This window comes from Actinomadura kijaniata NBRC 14229 (assembly GCF_001552175.1).
Classification (GTDB): Bacteria; Actinomycetota; Actinomycetes; order Streptosporangiales; family Streptosporangiaceae; genus Spirillospora; species Spirillospora kijaniata.
Map to the genome: position 1 here is coordinate 12,626 of NZ_BCQR01000119.1, position 25,818 is coordinate 38,443.

At 69.2% G+C, this 25,818-nt stretch carries 30 protein-coding genes; 24 read left to right on the forward strand and 6 right to left on the reverse strand.

The window, feature by feature from the left end; translation table 11 throughout:
* Positions 1 to 670: 670 nt before the first annotated feature.
* On the reverse strand, positions 671 to 1,435 hold the full coding sequence (locus AKI01S_RS31930) for a DNA/RNA non-specific endonuclease (protein WP_067826042.1): 765 nt from the start codon (positions 1,433 to 1,435) through the stop codon (positions 671 to 673).
* A 339-nt stretch (positions 1,436 to 1,774) separates the two neighbouring features.
* On the opposite strand from AKI01S_RS31930, the gene AKI01S_RS31935 reads away from it, so the two are divergent.
* The 16 genes from AKI01S_RS31935 to AKI01S_RS32015 all read left to right on the forward strand — a co-directional run bounded on the left by AKI01S_RS31935 (position 1,775) and on the right by AKI01S_RS32015 (position 14,960).
* The gene (locus tag AKI01S_RS31935; RefSeq protein ID WP_067826044.1) at positions 1,775 to 2,044 is read left to right on the forward strand and encodes a hypothetical protein; all 270 of its coding nucleotides are present in this window, start codon (positions 1,775 to 1,777) and stop codon (positions 2,042 to 2,044) included.
* 287 nt (positions 2,045 to 2,331) lie between these two features.
* Entirely contained in the window at positions 2,332 to 3,678 is a 1,347-nt protein-coding gene (locus AKI01S_RS31940; RefSeq protein WP_067826048.1) for a pentapeptide repeat-containing protein, read from the forward strand.
* 750 nt (positions 3,679 to 4,428) lie between these two features.
* Positions 4,429 to 5,076: a vWA domain-containing protein gene (locus tag AKI01S_RS31950; RefSeq protein ID WP_067826052.1), complete on the forward strand. Its 648-nt coding sequence runs from the start codon at positions 4,429 to 4,431 to the stop codon at positions 5,074 to 5,076.
* A gap of 92 nt (positions 5,077 to 5,168) precedes the next feature.
* Complete coding sequence (locus tag AKI01S_RS31955) at positions 5,169 to 5,354, forward strand: hypothetical protein (RefSeq protein ID WP_067826054.1); 186 nt, start codon at positions 5,169 to 5,171, stop codon at positions 5,352 to 5,354.
* Between the two features lie 418 nt (positions 5,355 to 5,772).
* Complete coding sequence (locus AKI01S_RS31960) at positions 5,773 to 6,162, forward strand: hypothetical protein (RefSeq protein WP_157420293.1); 390 nt, start codon at positions 5,773 to 5,775, stop codon at positions 6,160 to 6,162.
* A gap of 449 nt (positions 6,163 to 6,611) precedes the next feature.
* Positions 6,612 to 6,887 (forward strand): hypothetical protein, encoded by a 276-nt coding sequence (locus AKI01S_RS31965; RefSeq protein ID WP_067826058.1) that lies wholly within the window; start codon positions 6,612 to 6,614, stop codon positions 6,885 to 6,887.
* An 86-nt stretch (positions 6,888 to 6,973) separates the two neighbouring features.
* Positions 6,974 to 7,375: a hypothetical protein gene (locus tag AKI01S_RS31970; protein ID WP_067826060.1), complete on the forward strand. Its 402-nt coding sequence runs from the start codon at positions 6,974 to 6,976 to the stop codon at positions 7,373 to 7,375.
* A gap of 136 nt (positions 7,376 to 7,511) precedes the next feature.
* Positions 7,512 to 7,871, forward strand: coding sequence for a hypothetical protein (locus tag AKI01S_RS31975; RefSeq protein ID WP_067826062.1), 360 nt, complete (start codon positions 7,512 to 7,514; stop codon positions 7,869 to 7,871).
* A 74-nt stretch (positions 7,872 to 7,945) separates the two neighbouring features.
* Positions 7,946 to 8,164: a hypothetical protein gene (locus AKI01S_RS31980; RefSeq protein ID WP_067826065.1), complete on the forward strand. Its 219-nt coding sequence runs from the start codon at positions 7,946 to 7,948 to the stop codon at positions 8,162 to 8,164.
* 15 nt (positions 8,165 to 8,179) lie between these two features.
* Complete coding sequence (gene ligA, locus AKI01S_RS31985) at positions 8,180 to 10,477, forward strand: NAD-dependent DNA ligase LigA (RefSeq protein ID WP_245681865.1); 2,298 nt, start codon at positions 8,180 to 8,182, stop codon at positions 10,475 to 10,477.
* Positions 10,478 to 10,774: 297 nt separating this feature from the next.
* On the forward strand, positions 10,775 to 11,653 hold the full coding sequence (locus AKI01S_RS31990; RefSeq protein ID WP_067826067.1) for a magnesium chelatase domain-containing protein: 879 nt from the start codon (positions 10,775 to 10,777) through the stop codon (positions 11,651 to 11,653).
* A 167-nt stretch (positions 11,654 to 11,820) separates the two neighbouring features.
* Positions 11,821 to 13,116, forward strand: a complete 1,296-nt coding sequence (locus AKI01S_RS31995) for a hypothetical protein (RefSeq protein ID WP_157420294.1) — start codon at positions 11,821 to 11,823, stop codon at positions 13,114 to 13,116.
* A gap of 214 nt (positions 13,117 to 13,330) precedes the next feature.
* Complete coding sequence (locus tag AKI01S_RS32000) at positions 13,331 to 13,543, forward strand: hypothetical protein (protein WP_067826071.1); 213 nt, start codon at positions 13,331 to 13,333, stop codon at positions 13,541 to 13,543.
* Positions 13,544 to 13,553: 10 nt separating this feature from the next.
* A complete protein-coding gene (locus AKI01S_RS32005; RefSeq protein WP_067826072.1) occupies positions 13,554 to 13,814 on the forward strand; it encodes a hypothetical protein in 261 nt (86 codons plus the stop codon).
* Positions 13,815 to 14,112: 298 nt separating this feature from the next.
* Entirely contained in the window at positions 14,113 to 14,649 is a 537-nt protein-coding gene (locus AKI01S_RS32010) for a DUF4240 domain-containing protein (protein ID WP_067826074.1), read from the forward strand.
* Positions 14,650 to 14,690: 41 nt separating this feature from the next.
* Positions 14,691 to 14,960, forward strand: coding sequence for a hypothetical protein (locus tag AKI01S_RS32015; RefSeq protein ID WP_157420295.1), 270 nt, complete (start codon positions 14,691 to 14,693; stop codon positions 14,958 to 14,960).
* Here the strand turns inward: AKI01S_RS32015 and AKI01S_RS32020 are convergent.
* Together AKI01S_RS32020 and AKI01S_RS32025 are read right to left on the reverse strand one after the other, a co-directional pair.
* Positions 14,951 to 15,259, reverse strand: coding sequence for a hypothetical protein (locus AKI01S_RS32020; protein ID WP_067826078.1), 309 nt, complete (start codon positions 15,257 to 15,259; stop codon positions 14,951 to 14,953). The genes AKI01S_RS32015 and AKI01S_RS32020 overlap by 10 nt on opposite strands.
* Positions 15,260 to 15,638: 379 nt before the next feature.
* Positions 15,639 to 16,211: a hypothetical protein gene (locus AKI01S_RS32025; RefSeq protein WP_067826080.1), complete on the reverse strand. Its 573-nt coding sequence runs from the start codon at positions 16,209 to 16,211 to the stop codon at positions 15,639 to 15,641.
* A gap of 130 nt (positions 16,212 to 16,341) precedes the next feature.
* Here AKI01S_RS32025 and AKI01S_RS32030 point away from each other — a divergent pair, with 130 nt between their 5' ends.
* From AKI01S_RS32030 to AKI01S_RS32055, 8 genes are all read left to right on the forward strand, one after another.
* Positions 16,342 to 18,405, forward strand: a complete 2,064-nt coding sequence (locus AKI01S_RS32030) for a hypothetical protein (protein WP_067826082.1) — start codon at positions 16,342 to 16,344, stop codon at positions 18,403 to 18,405.
* A 384-nt stretch (positions 18,406 to 18,789) separates the two neighbouring features.
* Positions 18,790 to 19,611, forward strand: a complete 822-nt coding sequence (locus AKI01S_RS32035) for a hypothetical protein (RefSeq protein ID WP_067826084.1) — start codon at positions 18,790 to 18,792, stop codon at positions 19,609 to 19,611.
* 210 nt (positions 19,612 to 19,821) lie between these two features.
* The gene (locus tag AKI01S_RS32040) at positions 19,822 to 21,030 is read left to right on the forward strand and encodes a site-specific integrase (protein WP_067826086.1); all 1,209 of its coding nucleotides are present in this window, start codon (positions 19,822 to 19,824) and stop codon (positions 21,028 to 21,030) included.
* Positions 21,031 to 21,168: 138 nt separating this feature from the next.
* Positions 21,169 to 21,672, forward strand: coding sequence for a hypothetical protein (locus tag AKI01S_RS32045; RefSeq protein ID WP_067826088.1), 504 nt, complete (start codon positions 21,169 to 21,171; stop codon positions 21,670 to 21,672).
* Between the two features lie 49 nt (positions 21,673 to 21,721).
* Positions 21,722 to 21,862, forward strand: a complete 141-nt coding sequence (locus tag AKI01S_RS51050; RefSeq protein WP_157420296.1) for a hypothetical protein — start codon at positions 21,722 to 21,724, stop codon at positions 21,860 to 21,862.
* A gap of 348 nt (positions 21,863 to 22,210) precedes the next feature.
* Positions 22,211 to 22,822: a hypothetical protein gene (locus AKI01S_RS32050; protein ID WP_218009898.1), complete on the forward strand. Its 612-nt coding sequence runs from the start codon at positions 22,211 to 22,213 to the stop codon at positions 22,820 to 22,822.
* A gap of 453 nt (positions 22,823 to 23,275) precedes the next feature.
* On the forward strand, positions 23,276 to 23,428 hold the full coding sequence (locus AKI01S_RS51055; protein ID WP_157420297.1) for a hypothetical protein: 153 nt from the start codon (positions 23,276 to 23,278) through the stop codon (positions 23,426 to 23,428).
* Positions 23,425 to 23,661 carry a hypothetical protein gene (locus AKI01S_RS32055; RefSeq protein ID WP_067826090.1) on the forward strand — a complete coding sequence of 79 codons (237 nt, stop codon included), beginning with the start codon at positions 23,425 to 23,427 and terminating at the stop codon, positions 23,659 to 23,661. The genes AKI01S_RS51055 and AKI01S_RS32055 overlap by 4 nt, the downstream gene beginning before the upstream one ends.
* A 39-nt stretch (positions 23,662 to 23,700) precedes the next feature.
* On the opposite strand, the gene AKI01S_RS32060 is transcribed toward AKI01S_RS32055, so the two are convergent.
* The 3 genes from AKI01S_RS32060 to AKI01S_RS32070 form a co-directional block, all read right to left on the reverse strand.
* On the reverse strand, positions 23,701 to 23,937 hold the full coding sequence (locus AKI01S_RS32060; protein ID WP_067826092.1) for a hypothetical protein: 237 nt from the start codon (positions 23,935 to 23,937) through the stop codon (positions 23,701 to 23,703).
* Between the two features lie 2 nt (positions 23,938 to 23,939).
* Positions 23,940 to 24,536, reverse strand: a complete 597-nt coding sequence (locus tag AKI01S_RS32065; protein WP_157420298.1) for a hypothetical protein — start codon at positions 24,534 to 24,536, stop codon at positions 23,940 to 23,942.
* A gap of 237 nt (positions 24,537 to 24,773) precedes the next feature.
* The gene (locus AKI01S_RS32070) at positions 24,774 to 25,514 is read right to left on the reverse strand and encodes a hypothetical protein (RefSeq protein WP_157420299.1); all 741 of its coding nucleotides are present in this window, start codon (positions 25,512 to 25,514) and stop codon (positions 24,774 to 24,776) included.
* Between the last annotated feature and the right edge of the window lie 304 nt (positions 25,515 to 25,818).

The window sequence follows — 25,818 nt, forward strand, 5'->3', positions numbered from 1 at the left end:
AGGCCACAGCGTCCTCTGCATGAACGGGGGATGGTTTCTCCGGCCCCTGGACTGGAGCGGCGGGCCCGCAGCACCCGGCGGGATGATCACGACTTGACACCGGGTCCAGCGGGACGGCCGCTGCGCGTTGGCGTCAGGCAGCGGCATGGCGTCTCTCCCCTCGGTGGAGGGGGTCGGCCGGTCCGGCGCGCGTCGCCCCCAGGGACGCGGGCCGGACCGGGGATCAAGGAGGCGGGCGTGAAGATGCCGGTCGGGGGTAGGGGCGCGGCATGTTCTTCTTCTCGTCCCGAATGGGGTGTCTGGCGTCCCTGCTGGTCAGCGTCATCGGATCGGTGCTGCTGTACCTGTTGCTGACCCGCTGACAGGTCAGGCGGCGGGAGCCAAGCCGGTCAACAGCTGCGACCATCACAGTGCGCGGGGGTGGATCTCGCTGGGCGGCCGCCACCGTGCCCGCGGCGATGCTCTGGACGCCCACCAGCGAGAGAAAGCAGCGATGACGGAACAGGGCGGGGCCAGATCACGCTGAACCGCATCGATCCATCAGCTGGTGAGGCCAGGCCTGGTTCGCAAGGTGGGTCCGCGAACCGCTGGTAAGACCACGCGGCGGTGCCCGTGACTGGTTGCTGCTCAGGTAGCGGGCGATTTGCTGCAGACAGCGTGGCCTTGGGGGTTAGCAGCCGCTGCGGGTGAATTTGGCGCGGATTTCGTTGCGCAGGCGGGTGTAGCCGGCGGGCTGGTAGGTGGTGTTGCGGAAGGAGGCGGTGAAGGGCACCGCGGGGTTGCGGGCGTGGGGGAGCATGTCGACCTGGATGCGGGCCGGGACCACCGAGGTGCCGGTGGGGTAGGTCAGGGTGATGGTGTAGCCGGTGACCGCGGCGCGGGTCAGGCAGCGTTTGGCGCCGTTCTCGATGGCTTTCATCAGGCCTTGGTTGATCTGGTTGCCTTGCATGGGGACCAGGTTGTAGCGCTCGGACACCCCGCGCAGGGTGGCGGCGATCAGGTGGCCGCCCTGGTAGCCGGGCGGTCCCCAGGCGCCCACGGTGGGCTCGCACGGTGAGCGGGGTGAGGTGCGTTGGGACAGGGTGTTGACGCTGGCGCGCCGGGGGCGGCCGATGGCGTCGGTGCGGTAGGTGCGGTGGATGGCGGTGTAGGCGGTGTTGGGCGTCAGATACTGCACGCACGGCACCTGCGGATACCGCAACGCCCACCCCTCCGGCGCCGCCAGCGCCGAGGTTGCGACCGCCGATGCCGGTAGCGCTCCTTGCGGCGCGCGCACCGCCTTGCTCTGCCCGGTGGCCTGTTCGGTGGTTGCGGTGGAGGTGGCGTGTGCGGGGGCAGCGGTTGCCGCCAGCAGGCTCGGGGGCAGCAGGGCCGCAGACAGCAGGGCGGTGCCGGTCAGGGCGGTGCCAGTCAGGGTGGTGGGGCGCAGGCGCATCGGGGGTCCGTTCCGTGGCGAAGGTTCTCCACTATCCGCAGTCGTTTGAGTGCTAACGGTAGTGAGGGTGGTGCCAGGGAGGCGCTTGCCGCCCAGGTCAGGCTTGTATGACCGGTGATGCGCCCGATGCTGCCTGGCCTGCAGGGCGGACGGTCAAGGTTGGCGGAGGCGGCCCGGTCCCGCCACCTCTCGGACGTGCCCACGCCGCCAGGGGCAGAGGGAAGCCCTGAGGGCTGTGGCCGGAGTCGGTCACCACAGCACCGAATGACTACGGTGTGCGTTCAATCGGTGACGACTGTGACTGCGCCGCAGCCTCGACACATCCCTCAAGGAGGACGAATGGCCCCCAGCCGCTACAACAGTGACTTTTCTCGGACCCGCCAGCAGGCGGACCACCGACTGAGGAAGTGGATGACGGAGCCCTCCCCGAGGCACCCCTCCTCAAAACCTCCGGCCAACAGCGGGTCACCGTCGGTTCTGCTGGCCCTGGCGTTGCTGGCGGGAGGGGTGTTGGCGATCGCGGCGCTGCTGGGCTACTCGCCGGCGGAAATGGGGGAGTGGGGCCGTGATCAGGTGGAGGCGTTCACCCATGACTGGCTGGATGCATAGCGTCCGCCTGGGAACCGGACGCGCATGCGGCGATGCCATTAGAGCCGTGTGATACGCCGCAGGTCCGGTCCGTTCGCCTTCACGGTGCTTCCGGGCTGACTCCCGGCTGGCCGAGGCGTCGCGCTGCCCGGGACAGACGCCAAGGGCACTAACCAGACAGAACCGACTCTGCTCGAGCTGGGGTTTGGTGCTGTGGAAGTGGCCGGCGTCAACCGGCTCGTGAGCGTTTGCGTCTGAGGTGTGGGCGGCCCGGTGTGCTGTGGGCCAGGCGGCGAGGAGCTACCGGTATGGCCGATGGCGACAGTGGAGGCACTCTTACCCCAGCGGGGGTGCCGGGGCGGCGGGAGTTGGAGCAGCGGGCGGGGTTGTGGCCGATCGGCCGGGCACTGACGGTGGCGACCGTCGCCGCGGTGGTGGGGCTGGCAGCGGTGATGGTCGCAGTGCTGGCGGCGCTGGGCTTCCCACGCCTGGAGCCGGCCAAGTCCCTACCGGCAAAGCAACTGCTGGATGTGCTGAAGTTCGTGCTGGGTACCGTCGCCGGAGTCGGGGCGCTGTTCGCGCTGGTGATGGCCTACCGCCGCCAGCGCCTGGCCGAGGAAGCCCACCGCCTGGCCGAGGACGCCCACGCCCACGAACAGCACGACGCCGCCGAGCGGCGGGTGACCGAGCTGTACAACGCCGCCGCCACCCAACTGGGTTCAGACAAGGCCCCGGTCCGCCTGACCGCCCTGTACACCCTGGAACGCCTGGCCAACGACAACCCGCGGCATCAGCAGACGATCGTCAGCATCATCTGCGCGTATTTGAGGATGCCCTACACCCCGCCCACCGCCCCTGACCCGGCTGGCCACCAGCGCCAGGCCGCCCGCCGCTATCGCGCCCGCCGCGCCGACACGATCCCTGAAGAACCCGTCGCCCCCATTCTCAATCCGCACGAGGAGCGCCAGGTCCGCCTCACCGCCCAACGCATCCTGCACACCCACCTGCAACCGAGCGCCACCGCCCACTGGGCCGGCATCGACCTGGACCTGAGCGACGCCACCCTCATCAACTTCACCCTGACGGGCTGCCACCTCCACACCGCTACCTTCAACAAGGCGAACTTCAAGGGCGCCGCCTGGTTCGACAGGGTGAAGGTCGACGATTTCGCCGGGTTCTTCCAAGCGGAGGTCGACGGCGACGCCTGGTTTGAGGAGGCAGAGGTCGGCGTCGCCGGGTTCCTCGGAATGAAGATCAGTGGCGCAGCCAGGTTCGACAAGGCGAAGGTGGGCGGTGACGCCTGGTTCAGCAGGGCAGAGGTCGGCCGTGACGCCAGGTTCGACGGGGCGAAGATCGGCGGCGCCGCCTGGTTCCTCGGGATGAAGGTAGGCGGTAACGCCGGGTTCCTCGGGGCGCAGATCAGCGGCGACGTCAAGTTCGACGAGGCGGAGATCAGCGGTGATTCCCTGTTCACCGGGGCCGAGATCGGCGGTGTCGCGGCCTTTCGCGACGTTCAAGTCGGCGGTGCCCTTGGTTTGACGTCGCTGAGGGTGACGGACCAGTCTCGACCGCACATACTGCCGCCAGGGTGGCGGATCGAGCCCGAGGAGGGCACCGCGGGGCGGGTGGTCGCCGAGGCGGCACTGGGGGCCTGACCAGTTGGTGGGATGCGCTTGCAGAGCTGCCCATCGCTCGTTGAGCGCCATACCGGACAGAATTAGGTTTCTGTCTGGTATGAGTGCGCCTGCCTGTCGGCACCCGAAGGCGACATCAACATCAATACTCGAGTCGGCATGACGGTCAGGCATGCGCCCCCCTTGGCCAGCAGCGGCCCGCTCCGCTGAATCTCCATCGCCCGGCGCACCTTGGTCCGCTGGGCCGCCTCAGCGCCGGTTCCGCACATCCTCATCACGCTTGAAGCGGAGATCACAAGGCCGTGTGGCATGGCCTGCTGGCCTGCTGGCCTGGTGGTCGAGCCTGCCTTCCCGCCACGGCCACCGCAACCCGGCGGCCGACGGCACGCCGGGTTGCGGTGGCCGCGCCGGGAAGGCGAACGGCTCCCACCAGGCCAGCAGGCCATGCCACGCGGCTCTGCAGTGGAGTTCTGGAGTTTCTTGGCGGTGTCCTGCGTATGAACAGCGTGATCAACCAGTCGGGCCCCGGCTGCCGAGACCGCCGCTGAACTCCCCGATGGGAGCGAAGGGGAAGCGGATGAGGAGGGCACCGTCACCACGATCGACCCCAAACCCGATAGTGCCAAGAACCCTCAGGACCTAGCTGCCTGACCTCTGGGCGCGTCCGAACCCACTCACCCTGGCTCGCCCTATCCCGTCCGCAGCCCGTCGGCGCTCCCTGCTGGCGGGCTGAACACTGCCTGCACTTCTCGCCGGAAGGAAGTGATCCATATGGACACCACCACCGACATCGCCGCGATCAGCGACCTGCCGAGGCTGCAGCACCTGGAGATCCTGCTGGACCGGTCGTCCTCGATGGAGCGCATCAAGTCCGAGGCCGAGAACGGCTTGGAGGAGTTTCTGGACGCCCAGGACGAGGCGGGCGTCCCCACCACGGTGACGCTGGCCCAGTTCGACGACGAGTACGAGCTGGTGTACGAGATCTGGCCGCTGGAGGAGGTGCCGCGGTTGGTCCTGCAGCCGCGGGGCCGCACCGCGCTGCTGGACGCCATCGCCAAGACCCTGCGGCGGCTGGAGAAGCGGATCCTGAGGACCCCCCAGGGGTGGCAGCCGGACTCGGTGATCGTGGTCATCGTCACCGATGGCCACGAGAACGCCTCGCGTCAGTACGCGCGCGACGAGGTGCACGCGATGATCCGCCGTTGCCAGAAGAAGCACGGCTGGACGTTCCTTTTTCTGGGTGCCGACCAGGACGCCATCGAGGTGGCCGGTTCCCTGGGCATCTCCGCCGACACGGCGCTGTCATACGACAGCGGCCGCACCGAGGCCAGCCTGACCACCGCCGGACGCATGGTCGCCCGCGGCACCACCACCGGCCACTTCGCCTTCACCGACCAGGACCGCCAAGGCGTCGAGTAACCCTGACGCCACCGCTGCTCCTGTCCCCGCGATGCCGTCTGTGCAGAAATGAGCTGTTCATCTAAACCGGCTGAACGAACGGAGATACGACCATGACTTCCCCTGGCAGCGACCGCCCCGTCGCTCACGAAGCGATCGAGCTCGTCGCCTCGCAGCAGCAACTCACCGACTCGTCCGCCGACGTCGACTACGACATGCTCGCGCAGATCGACGAGCTGCCCGAGGAGCAGGCCGTGGCCCTCATCGACGATGTGATGGGCCAGATCCTCTTCGATTAGCAGTTCCCGCCGATGCGAATGACTCGCTGCTGCGCCGGTTTTGGCAGGCGTCGGCTCCGCGTCAGTGTCCTTATGGCCCTTCCCTTCCCAAGGCCCGCCGCCCTAGCGCATGGGGCGGCGGGCCTTGCCATCTCCGATGGAGGCCCTTGCAGGCTCTGTCTGACCTGGCGGCCGCGCCCACCCCGCTCGCGGCCGCCCGCCCCTCACCCACCGACCACACCCGAACACCCCGGGACCGTCCATGCCCGCCATCCGAACCCGCCCGGCCTGGAAGGTGTAACCCCCGTGGCTGACGAGGAACTGTCCGCCCACTACGCGGCCCGCGGTATCCGCAGCATCGCCACCTACGACCGGCGCGCGCTGCTGGACGAGATCCGCGAGAGCCACCGCGTGGGTGACACCTTTCCCGAAAGGACCCGTGACCCTCATGACGATCGTGTGGCACCGCATCCCCGCCCCCGTAGTCGCTCTGCTGCGCCGCCTGAAGAACATCGAGCACGCCGACGGCTCTTGGCCCGGCGGCGACGCCGTCGCCGAGGTGGAGCGGTGGCTGGTCGAGCACGGTGTCGATCCCGACATGCCCGCCGACCGGCTCCCGGCCGCCGACGACCAGCCGCACGTCTACGAGCGCCTGGTGCTCGTGCGCACCAGCTGCCCGTGGCCGCTGGAAGTCGCCGACCTCGACCACGCCATCGAGGCCGCCGTCACCGGCACCGCCGTCCGCGTCGAGCACGCCGACTCCTCCGAGACCTTCTGGACCGAGCTGGAGGTCGTCGACGTCGGGCTCGCACCCAATGCTGCGCCCTGATCTGCTGCGACCGCGCACGCACCAGCCAGCCCGCAAGCTGCGCGTCCACGTGGCGCGCCGCAGCGAGCCCTGCGCCTACCTGCGCGGGACCAGCCATGGCCAGCCCGCCCGCTGGGGGCCATCGCACGCCTACGCCACGCCCTCCAGGTCCGCGGATTCGACGTGACCGTCGACATCCAGACCACCCCCCGGTGCCGCGCCGGCATGAAAGGGCAACCCCCGACGTCAGCGTGACCGGCAACCCTCCCCCAGGTGTGGTGAGCACGCCGTGCGAGGCCGGGGCTGCGCTCCGGCGACGCAGGATGACCGGGCGGGCGGGCGGTCGCAACGCTGCGCTCATGCGACCGCCCTCCCGCCCGGTCCTTGGCCCTGATCGTCGGAGCGCAGCCCCGACTGTCTCAAGCCGCCCACCAGGAGCGGCACTGCCTCCGGCGAAAGGAGTCACTGCCATGGACCTTTACCAACTGCTGCTCGCCGTCGGCACCGCGATGGTTGCGGGCTCGGCCCTCCTGTACTTCAACCGCCAGCATGGCTGGGTGGCCGAGAGGCGGTACGACGCCGTCGCCGCTGACGTTCTGGCAACGGCGGGCTTCGCCGTGTCGGCGGTGGCCGAACTGCTGCGGGGCCTGCTGGTCATCGCAGGGATCTACGGCTTGTTCGCCGCTCTGATGGCCACGGCCTGGTGGATCAACGCGCGGGACCGGCGCAACACCGACAACACCTGACGCACTGCGAAGTCTGGCTGGCGCGCGCCGGGCCAGCCAGGCGCGCTGTCCACCTCCTCGTCCGCCCTGATGAACGGAGAACGGCCATGGGCTTTGTCTCGGTTTGCTGCCTTCGCTGTCACCATCCGCTGCTCAGCCCCTACTCGATCACCCCAGGCCGCAACGACTGGATGGGCATCGGCGTCAGCATCACCCCCGACCACCAGCTTCAGCGCGGCACACACGACGGCTATGGCCGCCTGAACAACCACAAGCACGGCGAGCACAGCGAGCACGGCCAGAGCGCCAAAGGCGACTTCGTCAGGATGCGGTGCTCGGTCTGGCACGAAGCGTGCTGGGAGCTCGACGGGCGACCCACCCGCTATCAGCGGCCCTCCGTCCGCGCCCGTGACCAGGGCTACTTCTTCGCCGCAGGCAGCTACGACCTGCCCAACCCCCGCCCAAAGCACGACCACCAGCACCAGCCACAACGAACTCCGCGCGCCTGACCAGGTGATTCACCAACCGGCGTAGCCGCTGCGCCGGTCGGTGCCCCCTTCCTGCCCACAGGAGATGCCTATGACCGCCTCGACTGCAGGCCGCAAGGCCCCAATGACCAGCTCCCCCGGTCCCACCCCCCAACCCTTGGCCAACGACTGCACCCCCGCGGATGCCCCGGTCAAGCAGTGGCTGGCCGTCGACCTCGCCGACGACGACCTGGGAGAACAGATCGCCCTGTGGGTCGCGGGCTGGTGGGACGTCCACGACACCGGCCCCAATCCCGCTACCACCGCCATCCAGACACGCCCGGAGCTGGCGGACCTGCCCGGCGACGCCCAGGCCCGCTACATCCGCGAGCTGACCTCCTCCTTGATCACCCGTGGCTGGCTCCGTTGGGACGACGACCTGCTGCGGCCCGGGCCGCGCCTGCGGCAGCGAACGCGCAGGCGGCGCGCTGCCCGCCACCCCGTCCCGCATCCGCTACGCACCGACCGCGGCTTCTAGCGCCAACCCGCGCCATGCGACGACCTTGCCGCACCGCCCGCCCGTCGACCGGGCGGACCTCCCAAGGAGTGCCTGTGAAACAGCGCATCACCAGCGAAACCATTGTGGCCACGCACGACATTGACGGACGCCGCGTGCAGGTCCAGCGGTTGACCTGGAGCGGCACCAGTGGCCTGTCCTTCGACGTGCTCGACGCCGCGACCGGCGCGTACCTGACCGATGAGTCCTTCGACACCTGCCCCGACGAGACGCAGATCCGACTCCTGCTGGCCCAGGACAGGGGTCCGCATTGAGCCAACACCAAAGTGTTGAGCTCGACGGCGACCGGCGACGGCGAGCCGGTCCGGGTGCCGTCCCGGCACGGCCAGGCCCCCTACACCGTCGAAGTGCTGGACCAAGACGGCACGGTGCTGAGCCACACCACGATGACCTCCCGGGCGCAGGCCCGCCAGCACGCCGCCTCGCTCATCGGCATCAAGGGCGGCCCACACCCCCGCCAGCACCCGAGCAATGTCAGTCCTACCAGGAAGAATGATCTCATGAGCAGCACTGCCGCGCCCTCTGCCATCGCCACCACCGACGACTACGCCGCCGCCGTCGAGGCCGCCACCACTGCCGCCGCGGCCTACTACGCCGATGGCACCTCCACGATGGACGACGATGTCTACGACGCCCTGGTCCGTGCGATCGCCGACTGGGAGGCCGCCCACCCCGACCAGGTGCTGCCCGACTCCCCCACCGGCAAGGTCGCCGGCGGCGCCGCGACCGGCGACGTCCCCCACACCCGGCCGATGCTGAGCCTGGACAACGTCTTTGGCGATGACCAGCTGCGCGCGTGGGCGGCGAGCCTGGAACGGCGGCTGGACCGCCCGGTCGAAGCCTGGGCGGTGGAGACCAAGCTCGACGGCCTGGCGATCGCCGCCCGCTACCACCGCGGCCGCCTGGCCCAGCTCATCACCCGCGGGAACGGAACCGAGGGCGAGGACGTCACCGCCAACGCCCTGGGCCACATCGTCGGCCTGCCCACGACGCTGGAACGCCCCGAGACCTTGGAGATCCGTGGCGAGGTCCTGCTGACCCGCGACCAGTACGAGGCGGCGAACTCGGCCCGCGTGGCGGCGGGCGGTGACCCATTCACCAACCCGCGCGCCGCCGCCGCCGGAGCGATCCGCACCAAGACCCGCACGTTCGCGGTGGAGTGGACGTTCTTCGGCTACAGCGCCCTGCCCTTGCAGGGCACCAGCGAGCCGCTGGCCGCCGAGCTGACGGCGCTCCCCCACTCGGGGATCTTGGAGCTGCTGGCCGAGCTGGGTGTGCAGACCAGCTCGGCCGCCCTGGCAGGCCCGGTCCGCTACGACACCCTCGACGGCGTGCTGGCCAGGGTCAAGCAGATCGCCGACGCCCGCGCCGGCCTGGAGTTCGGGATCGACGGGATCGTGGTCAAGGCCGATGCGGCGCTCGACCAGGAGCAGGCGGGTTTCTCCTCCCGCGCGCCGCGCTGGGCGATCGCCTACAAGCTCCCCGCCGACACCAAGATCACCAAGCTGGTGGATGTGGAGTGGGAGGTCGGCCGCACCGGCATCATCGCGCCGCGCGCAGTGTTGGATCCGGTTGCGATCGGTGGCGTCACCATCACGTATGCGACCTTGCACAACGCCTCCGACATCGCCCGCAAGGACCTGATGATCGGTGACCAGGTCACCGTCTTTCGAGCCGGGGACGTGATCCCGGCGATCGAGGCGCCGCTGGTGGCGGTGCGCACCGGCGCCGAGCAGCCGATCGCGATCCCCCAGGTGTGCCCGCGGTGCGGCAGCGACATCGACCGCTCTCAGGAGCGGTGGCGATGCACTCTGGGCCGGGCCTGCAACGCCCTGGCCTCGATCGAGTACGCGGTCTCCCGCGACGCCCTGGACATCGAGGGCATGGGCCGCACCCGGATCGTGCAGCTCGTCGACGCCGGTCTCATCGCCGACTTCGCCGACCTGTTCACCCTGACCCGCGAGCAGATCCTGTCGTTGGAGCGGATGGGCCAGACCTCCACCGACAACCTGCTGAACGCCATCGAGGTCGCCAAGCGGCAGCCGCTGGCGCGGGTGCTGACCGCGCTGGGCATCCGCGGCACCGGCCGGTCGATGTCGCGGCGCATGGCCCGCCACTTCGCCACCATGGACCACCTGCGCGCCGCCGACGCCGAGGCAATCCAGCAGGTCGACGGCCTCGGCCCGGAGAAGGCCCCGGTTATCGTCGACGAACTGGCTGAGCTCGCCCCCCTCATCGACAAGCTCGTGGCGGCAGGGGTGAACATGGTCGAGCCGGGCGCGACCCCGCCCGGCGCCACGACCGCCACCGACACCGAGCTGCCGCTGGCCGGCAAATCGGTCGTGGTCACCGGCTCCATGACCGGCCCACTAGAGGCCCTGTCGCGCAACGAGATGAACGAACTCATCGAGCGCGCCGGCGGCAAATCCTCAAGCTCGGTGTCCAAGAAGACGGCCCTGGTCGTCGCCGGAGACAAGGCCGGATCCAAACTGGCCAAAGCCGAGTCCTTGGGCATCCCGGTCATCGGACCCGAGGAGTTCGCCGAACTCGTCGCCACGTTCCTGTAGCTGACGACCCCCAGCCTGCGGCAACCTTCCACCACCCCTCTGGTACATCCCACCAGCGGCGGAAGGCGGCCGCAGGTCATCCGACCACGGGCCTGACGTCACCAAGTGGCTGGGGGTACCGCCCAGCGCAGGCGATCGTCGCACGGACAGGGCCGCCCGCCAGGTCGTTCGTCCTCTCGCTTCGCTCCGGGGCGCTCCACCTGGCGGGCGGCCCTGTCCGTGCCCTGGCGCCTTTGCGCCGGGCGGTACCCCCAGCCGATCTATCCGTGATCAGCGCCCCCGGCCTGTGGAGTTTCCATGGCCATCGCCCGAACACACACCCTCGCCCTGGTGGGGACTGAGGGATTCGTTCTCGACGTTGAGTCCGCCATCACCAACGGGACTCCTGGCCTCTACCTGGTTGGACTAGCTGACCGTAGGACTCGGGAGATCCGCGACCGGGTACGTGCTGGCATGTACAACAGCGGGCTCCCCCTGCCCAACCGGCACATCACCGTCACGCTCGCCCCGGGTAGCCTGCCCAAGCAGGGAACGAGCCTGGATCTGGCCATCGCGGTCTCGGTACTGGCGGCGATGGAGGTCGTCCCGCCGGACGCGTGCGCTGGGCGTGTCTTTGTCGGCGAGCTTGGCCTGGACGGCGCCCTGCATGCCGTGCGAGGAGCACTGCCTGCGGTGCGCGCCGCTGTTGCAGCTGGCCACCGCACGGTCGTGGTGCCGCGTGCCAACTCCGCTGAAGTGCAGCTTGTTCCCGGCGCCACGATCCAGCCGGCCGACACTCTGCGCGAGGTGGTGGCGATGCTGCACGGCCACTCTGTGCCTGACGCCGTCGCCCCCTCCACAGCGCCAGCAGGCGCACCCCACCGCGACCTCAGGAATTCCTGTCCGCCGGAACGGAGCTCCCAGCCCGAGCCGCCGACCGAGGCGGCCGCTCCCTCCGGCAGAAGGGAGCCTGGCATGTCCGCTTTCACCCCTGTCGAGCTGCTGGTCCTACGGACTCTGCAGGATCACCACTGCCGCAGTCGCGCCCAGGTGATCAATGAGGCCACCCGCGCCGACCCCACCGCCAACAAGCGCACCGTCGCTGCCGCCTTCGACCAGCTGCACACCCGCTGCCTGATCCGCTGGGAGGGCCGGGGCCGTCCGGGACAGGACACCGGCTACTACCGCGCCCTGTGACACCACCCGCCTCACAGCCCGCTCGGCGACGTCCTGCCGGGGCAGATGAGGCGGTCAGGGCCTTCCCGTTCACCAGCTCGCAGTCTGAGCCCCGGTGAAATTGATCAATCGCGATAAGGTCCCGTTTGCCGATCTTGACATGTTGTCATTCCCCCCGAAAGGCGATCATGTTTCACAAGACTCGTCTCGCCGCTCCCCTGCTGGCCGTCGCCCTGCTGGCAACGGCGTGCGGAAGTGAGACGCCTCAGCGGCAGCCGTCAGAACGGGCCCGCAGCGCCGGCGTGCCTTACACCGGCCCCGCGCTGCCGGGGCTGGAGGCCAAGCCGACATGGGGAACCCCAAGCCCTGGTGTGATCGCCCTTGTCGGGTACGGCGCTGCGGTGGCGATGGTGACCGGCCAGCAGGGCTATCAGGTCACGGTGCTGGAGGCCAGCACCGGCAAGCCCTTGCAGCGGCATGCGTTGACGGTGGCCGACCAGCCGTATCTGAGCGGGCAACCGGTGCGTCTGCTGCGCGACACCGTGCAGGGACGGCCCGTGGTGGTGGTGCGCTTCAACGAGCAGGTGGCGGCCGCTGGCACCCAGGCCGAACACGACCAGGTGACCGACCTGGTACTCGACGACACCGGCAAGCAGATCTGGCGAACCCCCACCTCGGGCACCGGCCACGACGCCGGCACCAAACGGACCGAGAAGGGACCCTTCGACAGCGGGTACGCGATCTCACACACCCTCACCCAGGGAACCCCCAACCGCGGTGCCGATGGAGTCACCGTGTTCCAGCCGGTCGGCGGCGGCGCCCAGGTCCGGGTGACCTCCAGCTACATCAACGACAACCTCTACGACGTGGTCGGCGACAAGGCCGTGATGGTGAACGGAGGCATCCTCAGCGAAGGGCTGCGAGGGATCGACCTCACTCAGGGCGGCAAGACGCTCTGGCGCGAGCCCAAGGCCCGCTACCTGGGAACATTCGGTCCCAACCTGCTGATCGCCAACGGGACGCGCATCCAGCAGATCGACCCCAGCACCGGCCAGCGCCGCAGTGACGTCTCCCAAGTCGAGATCATGGGGGAACCCCACTCGCTGAACGGCCTCGACCAGGACGACCCCTGGGCCTACGACCCCGACAGCCACGCCATCATCCGCAGCGGATCCAAGGGAACCGTCATCCTCGACGCCGACACCGGGAAACTCCGGTGGCGCCAGGACGGCCCCAACATGCGCACGATGACAACCCAAGCCGCTGGCGCAGGCGTGGCCTACATGGAGGTCCAACCCGCAGCGACCGTGCCCGGCCAGGGCTCCCCCGACCGGATCGCGAATTTCCTCGTCCTTGACGACCGTACGAGCAAGGTCCTGGCCGAGAACCTGCCGCTGGCCGCAATCACCATCACCGACAACAAGTACGCGCTGGTTGAGCAGGCAGGCAACCTCTACGGATTCCGCCTCAAAGGCACCGGGTAACTCCTCGGCGTCGAACCCATGCGGCCACACCCGGAGCGGCTGTGGCCGCATGGCAATCTCACGGCTTGGGGCGGTGGCTGGTTACACGGACGCCGGGAGCGGGTTCAGGTAGAGCCGAACCGGCGTGCTGGTTGCACCGCACCTTGAACGGGCACGAGCCGGTCACCGCGGTGGTCAGTTACTCTGTGAGGCACTACGGGCTGGAGGTGTGACCATGAGCCAGACGGTGATCCGCGAGGGCCGGTTGCTGCTGGTGGCCGACGCCGGCTGCGGCGCCGCCGTCCCTGTGCCCGCTGACCACCCCGACTATGAGCGGCTGCGCGCCGACGCCCTGGACCTGGATGCCCTGGCCGCCCCGCGCCCCGGCGATGAAGCGCTGACCGCGCGGCTGCGCGCGCGCGTCACCGGCACCCGCCGCACCGCCTGACCCGCCGCCGATGGTGTTCCAGGAGCAGTTCGACCCCGGGTACTGGGTGCGGGCCGAGGCGATGCTGTCGGAGGGCTTTTGCCCCGACTGCGACCGCCCCATCGACAGCCGTACCATCACCGCCGACCGGGCGGGAACCACGGTGGAGTTCACGGTGCTGGAATGCGTGCCGTGCCAGACCGAGTGGACCCCCAAGGCCGTGTTCGACCAGGGGCCCGGCTGGTGGCGGGAGCGACGCCTGGAAGCGATCATGAATGAGCTGAGGCGCTAGAACACCGCGGTCGGTCGACCACCGTGGCGCGCTGGTGCTCGCCGTCGGTGTCCTGTTCACCGGCGTGGCCGCCAGGCACCGATGTGGTCCACCAAGAACGACCATGCGGGGCTGGGGGTGGTGGCCTGGCGGGCGACCTCGGTGCGGCCGTCATAGACGATGGGCGGTACCGGCTGCCAGAGCAGTGCGTGCTTTTCGGCGCGGGTCAGGGCGCGGCCGGGCTTATCTGCACCAAGGCCGGTTGACCAACTCCGCTTACCCACGTGGGCACTTTGCTGACGATTGTTACTCTGCGTGCGTGACTGAGGATGAATTCTGGGAGATCATCGATGGGTGTCGCGCAGCGAGTGGCGGCGACTTCGTTGAGCAGGTGCGTTTGCAGCACGAGCGGCTCGCGCAGATGAGCGTCGAGGAACTCGTGGCCTTCGGAACGTATTGGGATGCGGCTGATGATGTCGCGTTCGACTGGGGCGTCTGGGACGCGGCTGCGCTGATGCTGGGCGGCTGCGGTGATGACTTGTTCGGAGACTTCAGGGCGTGGTTGGTCGCTCAGGGACGTTCGGCTCTGTTGGCCGTCGCGGGTGAACCGGACTCCTTGGTCGACCTTGCGGATCGTTGGACCGATCTCACGTATGGCGCGGCAGAGACCCTCAACTACCAGGTCTTTTCTGTCTATGAGGAGAAGACCGGCTCGTGTGAGATGCCGCAGTTCGGGTCGAGCGAGCCTCGCGATCTGACCGGATCGCCCGGAAAGATCGCGACTCGGGAGCTCGCGTTCCAGTATTACCCGCGCCTGGCGGCGCGTCACTACGGGCAGGTGGACGGCGCCCAGTAGGCCAGCGCGGCCTCGAAGCGCTGTCATGCCAGTGTTAGAGCATGACCGATGACGCGCCGCACCCACCAGCTCACTCCGACGAGCCGGTGATGGTGGAGCTGGTGGGCGGTCCCTGGGACGGCCACCGTCAAGCCCTGGCCGCGGCCGCAGACCTGGCCGGTCCGCGCGAGCAGCTCGGCACCTGGATGATGCTGGCTGGCGGCTGGCCCGACGACACCCCTGCCGGATGTGTCCCGCGCGCGGTGTATGAGCCCGATCCCGCGCCCGCTTCCGCCCTGGTCTGGCGCTACCGAGGCCTAATCTACACCTGACCCTCGCGCCCGCGGTCGGCGGCGGCGATGTCGGGGCTCTGGCCGGTGCGATCGTGCAGGACCAGCCACCGGTAGCGGCGGCGGACGGCGTCACCGCTGAGGCCCAGCGCGGCGCCGATGTCGGCCCAGGCGACCCCGTCGGCGCGATCGGCCAGGACCGCGAACTCGACCAGGTCCCGGGTGGCCTGATGGAAGGGCGCGGCGGTGAAGGTGTGTCCGGCCGGCGGGACGGCCGGGTCCTGGTCCAGGAACGGCGCCCAGCCGCTCTCCAGGGCCTTGGCCAGCTCGGCGGCGGCCATCGCCAGCCGTCGGGCGCGCTCGTACAGGGCCCGGCGCGCGGCATCGGTGCGCTCCAGCCGCTCGGCCTCCGGCGGCCCGACTCGGTGCCGCTGCCGCTGGCGCCATGCCGCCGTTCGGCATGCTCCCGAACACCACCGGGCCGTGGATCGCCGCGGGATGAACCACCTTCCGCAGCGGCACCGGACCGACTCCGTCACCGAAACAGGCGAGGGCTGGCCGCTCATAGCGTGACGGTAACCCACCCGATCCTGGTCAGGAGGGATGGCCGGTCAGGCAGCGCCAGGGCGTTCAGCACGTTACGCATCACGTGTAGCCCCACCGGCTCATCAGCCGCCCTTGGCGAGCTTGCGCACCAGCGTGTGGACTCTAACCCGACGATCACCAGCGGTGGTTGCGACGGCGGGCTGGTATCTGGAGGTAAACGACCGCCCTGAGCGGATCACCGGAGGGAACGCGAACCCCCACCTGGCGCGAGCAACGGCCGTTGAGCGTCATAGCGCGCAGGGTGATGAACCAGCTTCCGTCCTCGGGGCCATAGAGGATTTTCTCAGGGTGCATATCCTCGGGAGAGTATCCATACATCTGGGCGGCAGCCTTGGCCAGGTCGATGGCCTCTTCCCTGGTCAGGGGCTGCCGGTCCGGTTCCTCTGGCTCCTGTGAGGTCCGGGTTCGCCAGCGCTGATGCACGGTTTTGAACAACGCGACCGCGCCTGCGTCAGCGCGGTTGCCGATGATGCCTCCGAGTCCTGTGGCCAGGAAGTAGGAGGCCACCTGCACGATGACCTCCGCCGTCCCACCCAAGGGGTGGGGCGTTCCGGCCCTGCTCATCAGGCGGTGGCCTACACAGGCCCGGCACGTGCCGTTGCCGAGCCCGGTATCGCACTCCTCACACCGCGGCCTGGCGCCGGCCGCCTCCAGCGCGCGCAGAGCCTGATCTAGGGGGTCGCTCATGTGTCCAGCCTCCTTCACTGTGGCCCTACCTCGGGGCAGCGCGTCGAACCCCTTGGACGCACTCCACCGGCAGAAGGCTCAAATTCCCGATCTGCTTGCTTCCCGGTGGGCGAGTCGATGGAATTGCCCGATGGATATGCGGCTTTCGTTCCCTGACCTTGTCGCTGCGCTGGGGCCGGCGGGTTTTCCCGGGACCCAACAGATCGCGTTTCAGGTCGCTGGTGATGGGTCCCTGTTCGTCCCTCCAACCCTGGTGCTGCGGGAGGAGTTCCAGGAGCTTGAGGCGCCGGTGGTCTTGGTCTCCGCACGCGGCGCGGCCGGCAAAAGCCGAGCGGCCGAGGAACTGTCGCGCAGGTTGGGGGCGCCGCTGTGGAAGCTGGAGCAGGACCGGGCGGTCAGCGGGACGTCACTGCCCTATCTCCTTGGCCTGTACCTGGGCGTGGCGGACGGGCTGAGCGCACTGGCGCAGCAACCCAACCCGATGATCCTGATCGACTCGTTGGACGAAGCCCGGGCTTGGGTGTCGGGGACCTCATGGGCAGATTTCCTGGAGTCGATCGCTGCCGCTCAACGGCAGGGCTGCCGGTTCGTGCTGTTGGGCCGGGAGCGGACCTTGGAGGAAGTCTGGGTCCACCTGGGGGATGCAGGCGTCGATGTCGCCTGGCTGGAGATCTCCCACTTCGGGCCACAGGAACGCTGCGCCTATGTCGATGGCGTGGTGAGCCGGCGGTCGGGTCCCGCCACGCTGGAGGGCGGGTACTACCAGGCGGCCCGCGATGCGGTCTTGACCTCGGTGGCCGGGTCGGTGTCCGGCCAGGACGCCGAGACCTTCGCCGGGTATCCCCCGGTCCTGGACGCGGTGGCGGCGGTCCTGCTGCGTGAGGACAACCACTACGCCCTCGCCCAGAACTTCGGCTCCTCTAACCAGACCACCGACCACCTCGCCGAACTGCAGCGCATCCTGGACGACCTACTCAAGCGCGACCAGAAGAAGATGGCCAAGCTGGCCACCGAGATCGGCCTGGACCCGGCTGCGGTCTACTCCCCCAAAGAACAGCTGCAGTGGCTGTGCCACGACCTGGAGGGCGGGCCGGCGCCCGACCTGTCGCACATCGCCGACCCCAAGGTCCGCCACGACTACATCGAGAAGATCCGCTCCTTTGTGGCCGACCACCCCTTCCGCAACGAGGCCCACTGGGCGAGCACGGTCTTTGCCGCCTACACCGCCGCGCAGTTGTTCGGGACGGTCATCAACGGCCGTCGCTTGATCGAGATCGGCAACGACTCCAGCCTGTTGTTCGACTTGGTCGCCCTCCAGGCGGAGCCATGGATCGACGACTGGGGATTTGCGGCCCTGCACGCCTCGCTCACCGCCGGTGAGTTCAGCGGAGCGCTGGCCACGGTGACCGCCATCGAGACCAGCGATGGCTACTACGAGGTCACCATGAACCTGCAGAAGGCCGAGGCGCCCTATGAGAAGACCTTCACGCTGATCCCCGAGAATGCACAGGTCCTGCACCTGCATGGCCCGGTGGAGGGTCTGACCGTCGCGACCACGGCGACCCTGAAGATCCCTGCGGGCCAGACCCCGGTCGTGCTGGGGCCCGACGTCTTCCTCCACTGCAACGCCCTGACCATCGAGGGACCCGCGGTCGAGTTCGCCCACCGCGTGGGACCGGCCGCCGACAGCGGCGAAAGCGACGGCATGGTGACGATCGAGGTGGTGAACCCCGGTCTCCACCTGCCGCACATGATCACCAGGGAGCCGCGGAAGGGAACCTTCGAGCTACGGGTCCCCCAGGACAGTCCATCCCTGAACTATCCCTGGGTCGCTTACCAGGCGCCCTTGGAGCTCCCCGACAAGGTCAATGCCAACGACCGCGCGGTCCGTTTCATGAACATGTTCATGAACCTCACCCGTACGCATGGGCACCAGGGTGAGCGCGGGGCCTTCATCAAGAAGCTGCACGGACGCCAGGGCCTCAAGGGCACCGACTTCCAGGCCGCCGTCCAGGTGCTGCTGGAGCGCGGCATCGCCCGGCTGGACGGACAGATGATCTACCTGCGTACAGAGCACGAGCCCTATCGCTTCAGCGGCAAGGCGATCGACGGGCAGCGCTTGATCCACGACGTCTGGGGTCACTGGGGCCCGGTCGTCGACGAGATCACCCAGCGCATCGGCCGCCAGCGGTAGCCCAACTAGGTAGCTGTGCCGCTCTGGCGGCCAGAGCGGCGACGACTGCAGGCGACATGCGGCGCAGGAACTCTGGGTACGTAACCGGGTCACCGGGTCGCCTCATGTCGGGAGGTTCCGCCGTCCGTCCCTCGTGCCGGGCGACGAGCCTGTTCGATCGGACCATGACGATGTGACCTTCGGGGCTTCGTGTCGTCCGATCATCAACGGTCCTTGTCGCCCCGCGCCGGGCCTCGACCGGACAGAATATGTACTCTGTCTGGTCTGCAGAACAGAGTTTTCCCAGCTCAACGAGCTATAGGCAGTGCGAGCACGGATTCGGCCCCTGCTTTCGCTCCGTCGTCCACAGCCGTAATCGCGGTCCGGAAACGACGAAGACTGCTGATGATCGGACGACACGAAGCCCCGAAGGTCACAGCGCTGCCGCCGGTGACCCAGCTGCCCGGCGATCAGATCTGTGCCGAGCTGCGGGACTTGCGCGCCACCGAACCGCAGTTGCCAGCCGACCCGGCCATCGCGCCCGAAGGCGATGCACTGGAACATGCGGTCCGGCTGCTGACCATCGCCGCCGAAGGGTTCGACCCGGTCCTGGCCGCCGACAGCGTCCAGGTGGAGCACGGCACGCTGCCGGGGGGCAACGCCGGTGACATCTGGCTGGAGACCCTCACCGCCCATCCCGATCCCGACCAGGTGTGGAAGACCCGTCGCGGGGCACGGCTGCTGGCCACCTACGGCCGCGCCCAGGACGGCGAGCTGTTCACCGACGCCGACGGGCGCCTGGTGGTGCTGCTGCCCTCCCCGACCGGCGGCCGCGACTTTTTGGCTGAGTGGCCCACCGGCCTGCCCGACGGCTGGAACGAGCACACCGTCATCGCCGGAGACCACGGCCAGGGCAACACCTGTGGGCCGCCGCTGGCGCTCACCCGCACTCCCGCAGGCTGGCGCGCCCAGCTGCTGCCCATCCCGCCCCACATGCCTCCCATCACCGGTTTCACCTGGGGCTACGACGGGACCGGACCGGCCTATCTCTACGACGCCCTGATGCGCGCCGCGCTGGACGAACCGCAGTGGGTGGACTACCGGGCACCCGAAGGCAGCCGCCTGGCCACCGCCCTCACCACCACCCCCACGCCGCTGCAGCTGGCCTGGCCCACCATCGTGGAATGGGCCCGCCAGGACGTCGCCCGCATCCAGACAAAGGACTAGTGACCCTCCCGCAGCTTCTCGGCCTGCTGGCGGCCATCTCGGGAGCGCTCAACATCGCCGTCACCGACGGGTTCCTCGCCTCCGGCGCCGGAATGCCCCTGCCCAGAGCATCGTGACCGGCGGTGGCGACTTCGCCAGCATGATGCCCCTCTACCTGGCCGGGGGCGGGATGCGCCGCAGGCAGTCCGCCCCCTAGGAGACCACACCACCATGACCTCCAACCCCGGCACGCACCAGACGCCGACGTTGCACGGACAGCTCCTGCCCGCGCCCCGCACCTCCTCCGACACGCCACCGAACCTCACCGCCTACCTGCACGACCACGCCCCACCCGACGGTGGCAGCGCCGCCTACCTGGCCGCCCTGGCTGCCGATGTCGCCGGGTACCTGGCGGCCGCGCACGCGCCCTCCACCGGTGACAAGTACCGGCACGGCTGGCAGGAGTTCTGTGGTTTCTGCGCGCGGTTCGGCCTGCAGGTCGGGGTGCCCGAGCGGGCCAGTGAGGTGGAGGTGGTGGCGCTGTACCTGGCCGAGCTCGGCCGCGCGGGGGTCGCGATGTCCACGGTGGATCAGCGCATCGCCGCCATCCGCCACTTCCACGCCGACGCCGGGCTACCCACCCCCACCGACCACCCCTGGATCAAACGCGTGCGCCGCGGTCTGTGCCGCACCCACGGGGTTCACAGCACCGGCAAGGACGCCGTCTCCATCGCCCTGCTGATCGCGATGGCCCGCGCCCGCCCGGTCCCTGCGGCCCCGCACCAGGTCGCCCGCGCCGCAGTCCGCCGCGCCTGGCTGAGCGCGCTGCGCGACCGGTGCCTGCTGCTGCTGGGATTCTTCGCCGGGGTCCGCCGCCAGGAGTTCACCCGCATCCGCGTCGACGACCTGGAACTGCTGGAACAGGGCCTGCGCCTGCACCTGGGCCGCAGCAAGACCGACCAGGAAGGCGCCGGCCGCACCATCGACATCCCCTACGCCCCGCCCGAGCTGGCCTGGCTGTGCCCGGTCCGCGCCACGCTGGCCTGGCTGCAGGCCACCGGCCGCCGCGCCCACCTGCGCCAGGGCCGCCGCCCCCGCACCGGCGCGCAGGCCCCGCCGCTGCTGTCGGGCATCACCAGCGGCGGCAACGTCCGCACCACCGCCCTGGCCGAGCGCTACGTCGCCCAGGTCGTCAAGGACGCCGCCACCGACGCCAGGCAGCCGCCCGAGGTCGTCGCCCAGCTGGCCGCGCACTCGCTGCGCGCCGGGATCACCACCGCCGCCCGCGCCGCCGGCGTCGACGACGCCCGCGTCGGCCGGCTGCTGGGGCACGCCGGGACGATGACCTCCCGCTACGACCGGCCCCTGTGGGCCCCGGAACTGCACGAGGCGGTCTACGCCTGGATCCTCACCCACCCCGCGCTCACCATCCCGCGGTGACCTGGGCGGTCCCGCCGTCCGCGTCTGCGGCCGCCAGGGCCGAACCGTGCCCCTCGGGGCGCCGCCGGGTCAGCCCGCGACACTAACCCCCGCGCCGGTGCATCCTGCCGCCACAGCACCAACCAGGGGAGTAAAGCAGTGATCGACATCGAGCAGGACCCGGCCTCGGGCCAGGTGTGGACGCGGGCCTGGGCGCAGGCCGAATACCAGCGGGACCGCGCGCTGGTGACCCAGACCATCAAGGCGCTGGAACAGTTCGGCCTGACCACCACCGTCGCCGTCAGCGAGCAGGACGGCCAGGTTCAGGTGCAGGTGCGCGAGGAGGTGTTTCACGAGGAGGACCCGGCGGTGTTGCGCGACCGCACCGAACAGGTTGAGGACGTGCTGATGGCGCTGCTGGGAGCCGACCTGCGCATGCCCCACCCCTATAGCTGCTACCACCAGCGGTGGGCGGTGTCGGCGGTGACGATCCGGCGCGTGCCGGGACGGCTGGTGCCCGGCGGCGCGGCGGGCGGCAGCGGGCAGCGGCTGCTGGCGATCCAGCGCGAGCGCCACCAGCGGGGTCTGCCCATCCTGGGGCCGGGGAGCGCGCGCCGGTTCACCCGGGTGCCGTCGCATCACCGCCGAAGCGGAGAAAGGTAGCGCGCTGCTGTATGAGGGGAGCAACGGCCGGTACCTCATCCCACCGGTCGTGCTGGACCAAACCGGGGTGCCGGCGGAGGGGCGCGAGTTGCTCACCGCCATCGCCGCCAGCGGCGCCAACGTCACCGTGCCCGTGCTGACCACGGCCCTCCGGCGGACCTGGCCCGCATCGACCAAGTGCTCGCCCTGATCAGTAAGGAACTCGGCGCACCAATCGGCCCGGCGGACTGAGACCGGGGCTGCAGCTTGGCGAGCGGACCAGCAGGTCTGCGCATCTGGCGTTGGGTGTAGCTCTCCTCTAAGGGCCTGCTGAGCTGGGGATTCGTGCCTGGGCTGTTTGAACGCGGATTGGCTTCTACCGTGAGTGCAGGCGGGTGAGGCGGTGGTGGGGATGGTTGTTGCGCGCGGAACTAATGTCAGCAAGATCGCGCGGATTTGATGTCAGCGGATGGTCCGGTCCGGGTCTGTGGTCCCGATGAGGAGCTGGGCCCCAGGTCATGGTCTGGTTGCGGTCGGTGGGTGGGGATACGGTGGCCGGGTGGATGGATCGAACGCGCCGACCGGCCCTGATGTACCCGCCTGGCCTGAGGTCTCGGGAGCTCTGCTGCCCCTGCTGGGCAGTGATGAGGATGTCGTTGCGTTCTTCGCCGGAATCGCGGATCTGGACGTGACCAGCCCGGCCGACCATGAGCTGCAGGAGGGGGTCCTGCTGGCTTCCGGGGCTCGGCTGGAGCAGTTCGCGCGGGCGGCCTCGGGGGATGCGTTCTGTTTCGTCGGGGAGGGCGGTGAGGAACGCCCGGTGGTGTACATCAGCCTCGACGGCGAGGCCGGCTTGCTCGCGCTCGGGCTGCCGGAGTTGGTGCGGCTGTGTCTGGTGGCGCCGTGGTGGCGGGATGCTGCCGGTCGGTCGGCTGAAGGCATCCGGGCGGCTGCGGACCAGTACTGGCAGGACATTCCCGACCTCGACCAGCGACGTGACCGTGCGGCCCGGGCGCTGGGTCTCGACCCGGCCAGGCTCCCCTGCGAGGCGATGGTCTTGGACCGTTTGGTGGAGCTCGCCCGGGGGCCGGCGGCCGAGGCATGTCTGGTCATCTACGACGAGGGCGAACCGCTGGATCCCCTCTTCGACATCTCTGCGCACCGTCGCTGATCGACCGGCTACCGGGCCCCGGACCGAAGCAGGTACGGCTCTGCCGCAGGGATCTCGTTGAGCGCGGAGATCTTGTCAGGTGACTGGTCCGGGACGGAGCGCGGAAGTCGTCCAGCGGGAGAGACGCGCGGTGATCTCCGCGGCTGCCCGATCGAGGTCGATGACATGGTCCGTGGAGAGATCTTCAACCCTTGCCATCACCCCTCGCCAGAGCAGTGTCTGGTGACAGATGCCGCCTGCAGGTGACAGGTATTGCTGGCAGTCACAGTGCGGGCGATCGTCGGCTTACCCCACCCCGACTCGACATCATCCGAATATGTGTTCGATCATTGGTAGGTCATGTCCATGCCACCTGACCTCCTCGAGATCTTCCCGCCGCAGGCCGCGCGGAGCGTTCGGCCACGGCATCAGGCCGCGTGGGCGAGATGGCGCGGCGCCTGGAGGCGAGCCCGCGTGCTGTGCTGGTATCCCGCCGAGCAAGCGGCGCTGCTCCAATGGGTCGACCTGACCGACGATGAGGCGGAGACGGTGATGGTCACCTACTCCCCCGGCGCACTGCGTCCGCGCCACGACCAAACGCCACCGCTCGATGACAGCGCCCCATGACCCTCGGTGAGGCAGGCCGCGAACGCCGCACGGTGGAGTGGGTGGATCCGACGACGGCCAGGCCATGGACCTTGACGATCACGCGTGAAACCGACACCGAGGGCTGGACGACCTATACGGTCCACGCGGTCGCTGGTGGTCGCGTCGACGGCGCCATGGCCACAACGGCCGAGTACCGCGCCATGCTGGTGGGTCTTCCCCATCCACGGATCCTGATGGCCAGCCCGGAATAGAGGCCGACATCTGAGAGGGGCCGAGGTACGGCTCCAGCCTCAGGCAGTGGCTTGTTTGGCGTCCCAGGCGGCGAACAGCGCCTCCAACTCGGCGGCGCGTCGGTGGTTGCGAGGGGCCAGCAGCGGGTGCTGGTCGGCCGGGAGAGCAGCGGCGGCGGCCTGGTCGTAGCCGTTGTCACCGGGCCACAGCGTCTGCACCCCATCGGCGGCCAGATGGTCGCCGACGGCGGTGATCGGGACCTCCACGTGCCCGTCGGGATACACGATCGCGGCCATGGTCACCTCCCTACCCCGTACTCGCGGCTGAACCAACTCCGTACAGCGTAGGCACGATGGGTGTGTCCGCTCAACATGGCCTCCAGAACATCCCAGGCGCGCAGGGTCACCACCGCGCCGGCCTCGGCGAAGAACTCCGCCCGCTGCCGGACATACCGGTCATCGGCCAGCACTGGCGAGCACGACCAGTGCAGGGCACGAAAGTCCGGTGAGCTGGAGATCCAGCCGTCCAGATCGTCCATGGCGTGGAAGATCTCGTGCAGGGTGACGTCGATGGACAGCGAGTGGCTACCCGACCCGATCACGATCTGTCGGTCCCGGTAGCCCGCCGGGATGTGCTGCCACTGCGGTCCCTCCGGCCGGGCCGGATCAATAGGTTGACCGGTCAGATCAGCGAACGGCGGGTAATCGGTCACCGCGCCCATCCCGATATAGAAGGCCGTCAGCCCCTCCAGCAGGCGACCGGTCAGATGCGCAGGCAGCGAGGCCAAGCGATCCACTGCGGCGATCAGCGTTCGGGGTGGCACAGTGCCGGTCGGCCAATGCCGGTGCACGATCGTCTCCAGCGGCCCGACGTGACGACGGCCGTCGCTGGGCACTGGGTGCACGTTCGGCGGATGCGGGGGGATCCGGGGCGGGGGTGAGGTCATGTCACCACGACGCTACCGGTCCCCAGCTACCTGAAAGCCGCGATCCAGCCAAGATCGTTCGTACTTCCACATGGTTCGGGGCTTGCCGGGGCGCACGTATGCCAACGGCGAAGGGTGCGGCTCTCCTGGAGGAACATGTTGGGCTAGTCAGATGGCCTTCTTGAGGACGAAGTGTGCCCGTCTGGGTTAGGCGACTTTCAAGACGGTGGCGGTCCAGCCGAGCGCTTGGGGCATGCCGGGACACAGGTCAGAGTGGTCAGGGGCGGCGCCGCTGAGGGCGAGTTCGCGGCCGACGGCAAAGTGGGCGGGGTTGTCCGGGGCCAGGGTGAGCCAGCGTTCCACCAGTGCGCGGGCCTGCCGGGTGGCTCCGCGGTACACCAGCCATTCAGTGAGTTCGGCGGCGGAGGCCAGCAGGGTGGCATCGGGGACGTCGGCGGGCAGGCGGTCGGGGTCGGCGGTGCTGGCGAACCAGGGCAGCGCCACCTGCTGGAGCTTGGTCAGGAAGTCCTGCAGTCGGGGGATGCGCTTGGCTTGGTGGGTGAGCCCGACGATGCCGTCGAACAGCCCGCAGGTTCCCAGCAGGGTGTCCAGGCCGTGTCCGCAGAGGTAGCCGTCGTTGCGGATCGCCTGGTGGGGGTGATCGTGGCGCCACTGGGCCAGCCCGCGGTCGCGGACGTTGAGCACGAGCCTGAGCATGATCTGCTGACCGGCGCGGTTGCCGCGTCGGCTGTGGAGGTGGATCTGTTCGATGTGATTGTGGTCGGTTTTCTGCAGGGTCTTGCGGGAACTCAGCCAGGTGAAGCCTTCCGGTCCCAGATGCACCGCCAGCCAGGCTCCGGCGGCCTGGATGACCGGCTCCGGCTGGTCGGTTCCCAGCAGTCTGGCCTCGACGTGGCGCACGATCCGCTGTCCTTGTTCATCGAGCACGATCCCATGATCGGTGCGATCTGGACGAGCAGTCACCTGGCAAGCCCAGGAAGAGCACAACACGCCGGCAGGAAATCGTTCATCCAGCTCAACGGGCCTCTCTAGGAGAGCTGCATCCACCGGCGAAGCATAAGGCGTGCCTACGGTTGCTGACCGCACAGGTCGGAAACCGATCCGAGGCCAGACGGCGAACCTGACCAGCGACACCAAAGACCACAGGGCCGGAACCGCGCCGGGTGACTGCGTCACCCGGCTACTTCGTCCGGGTGCAGTGGAGTCATCGGGACGCACGGTCCCGTCCCGG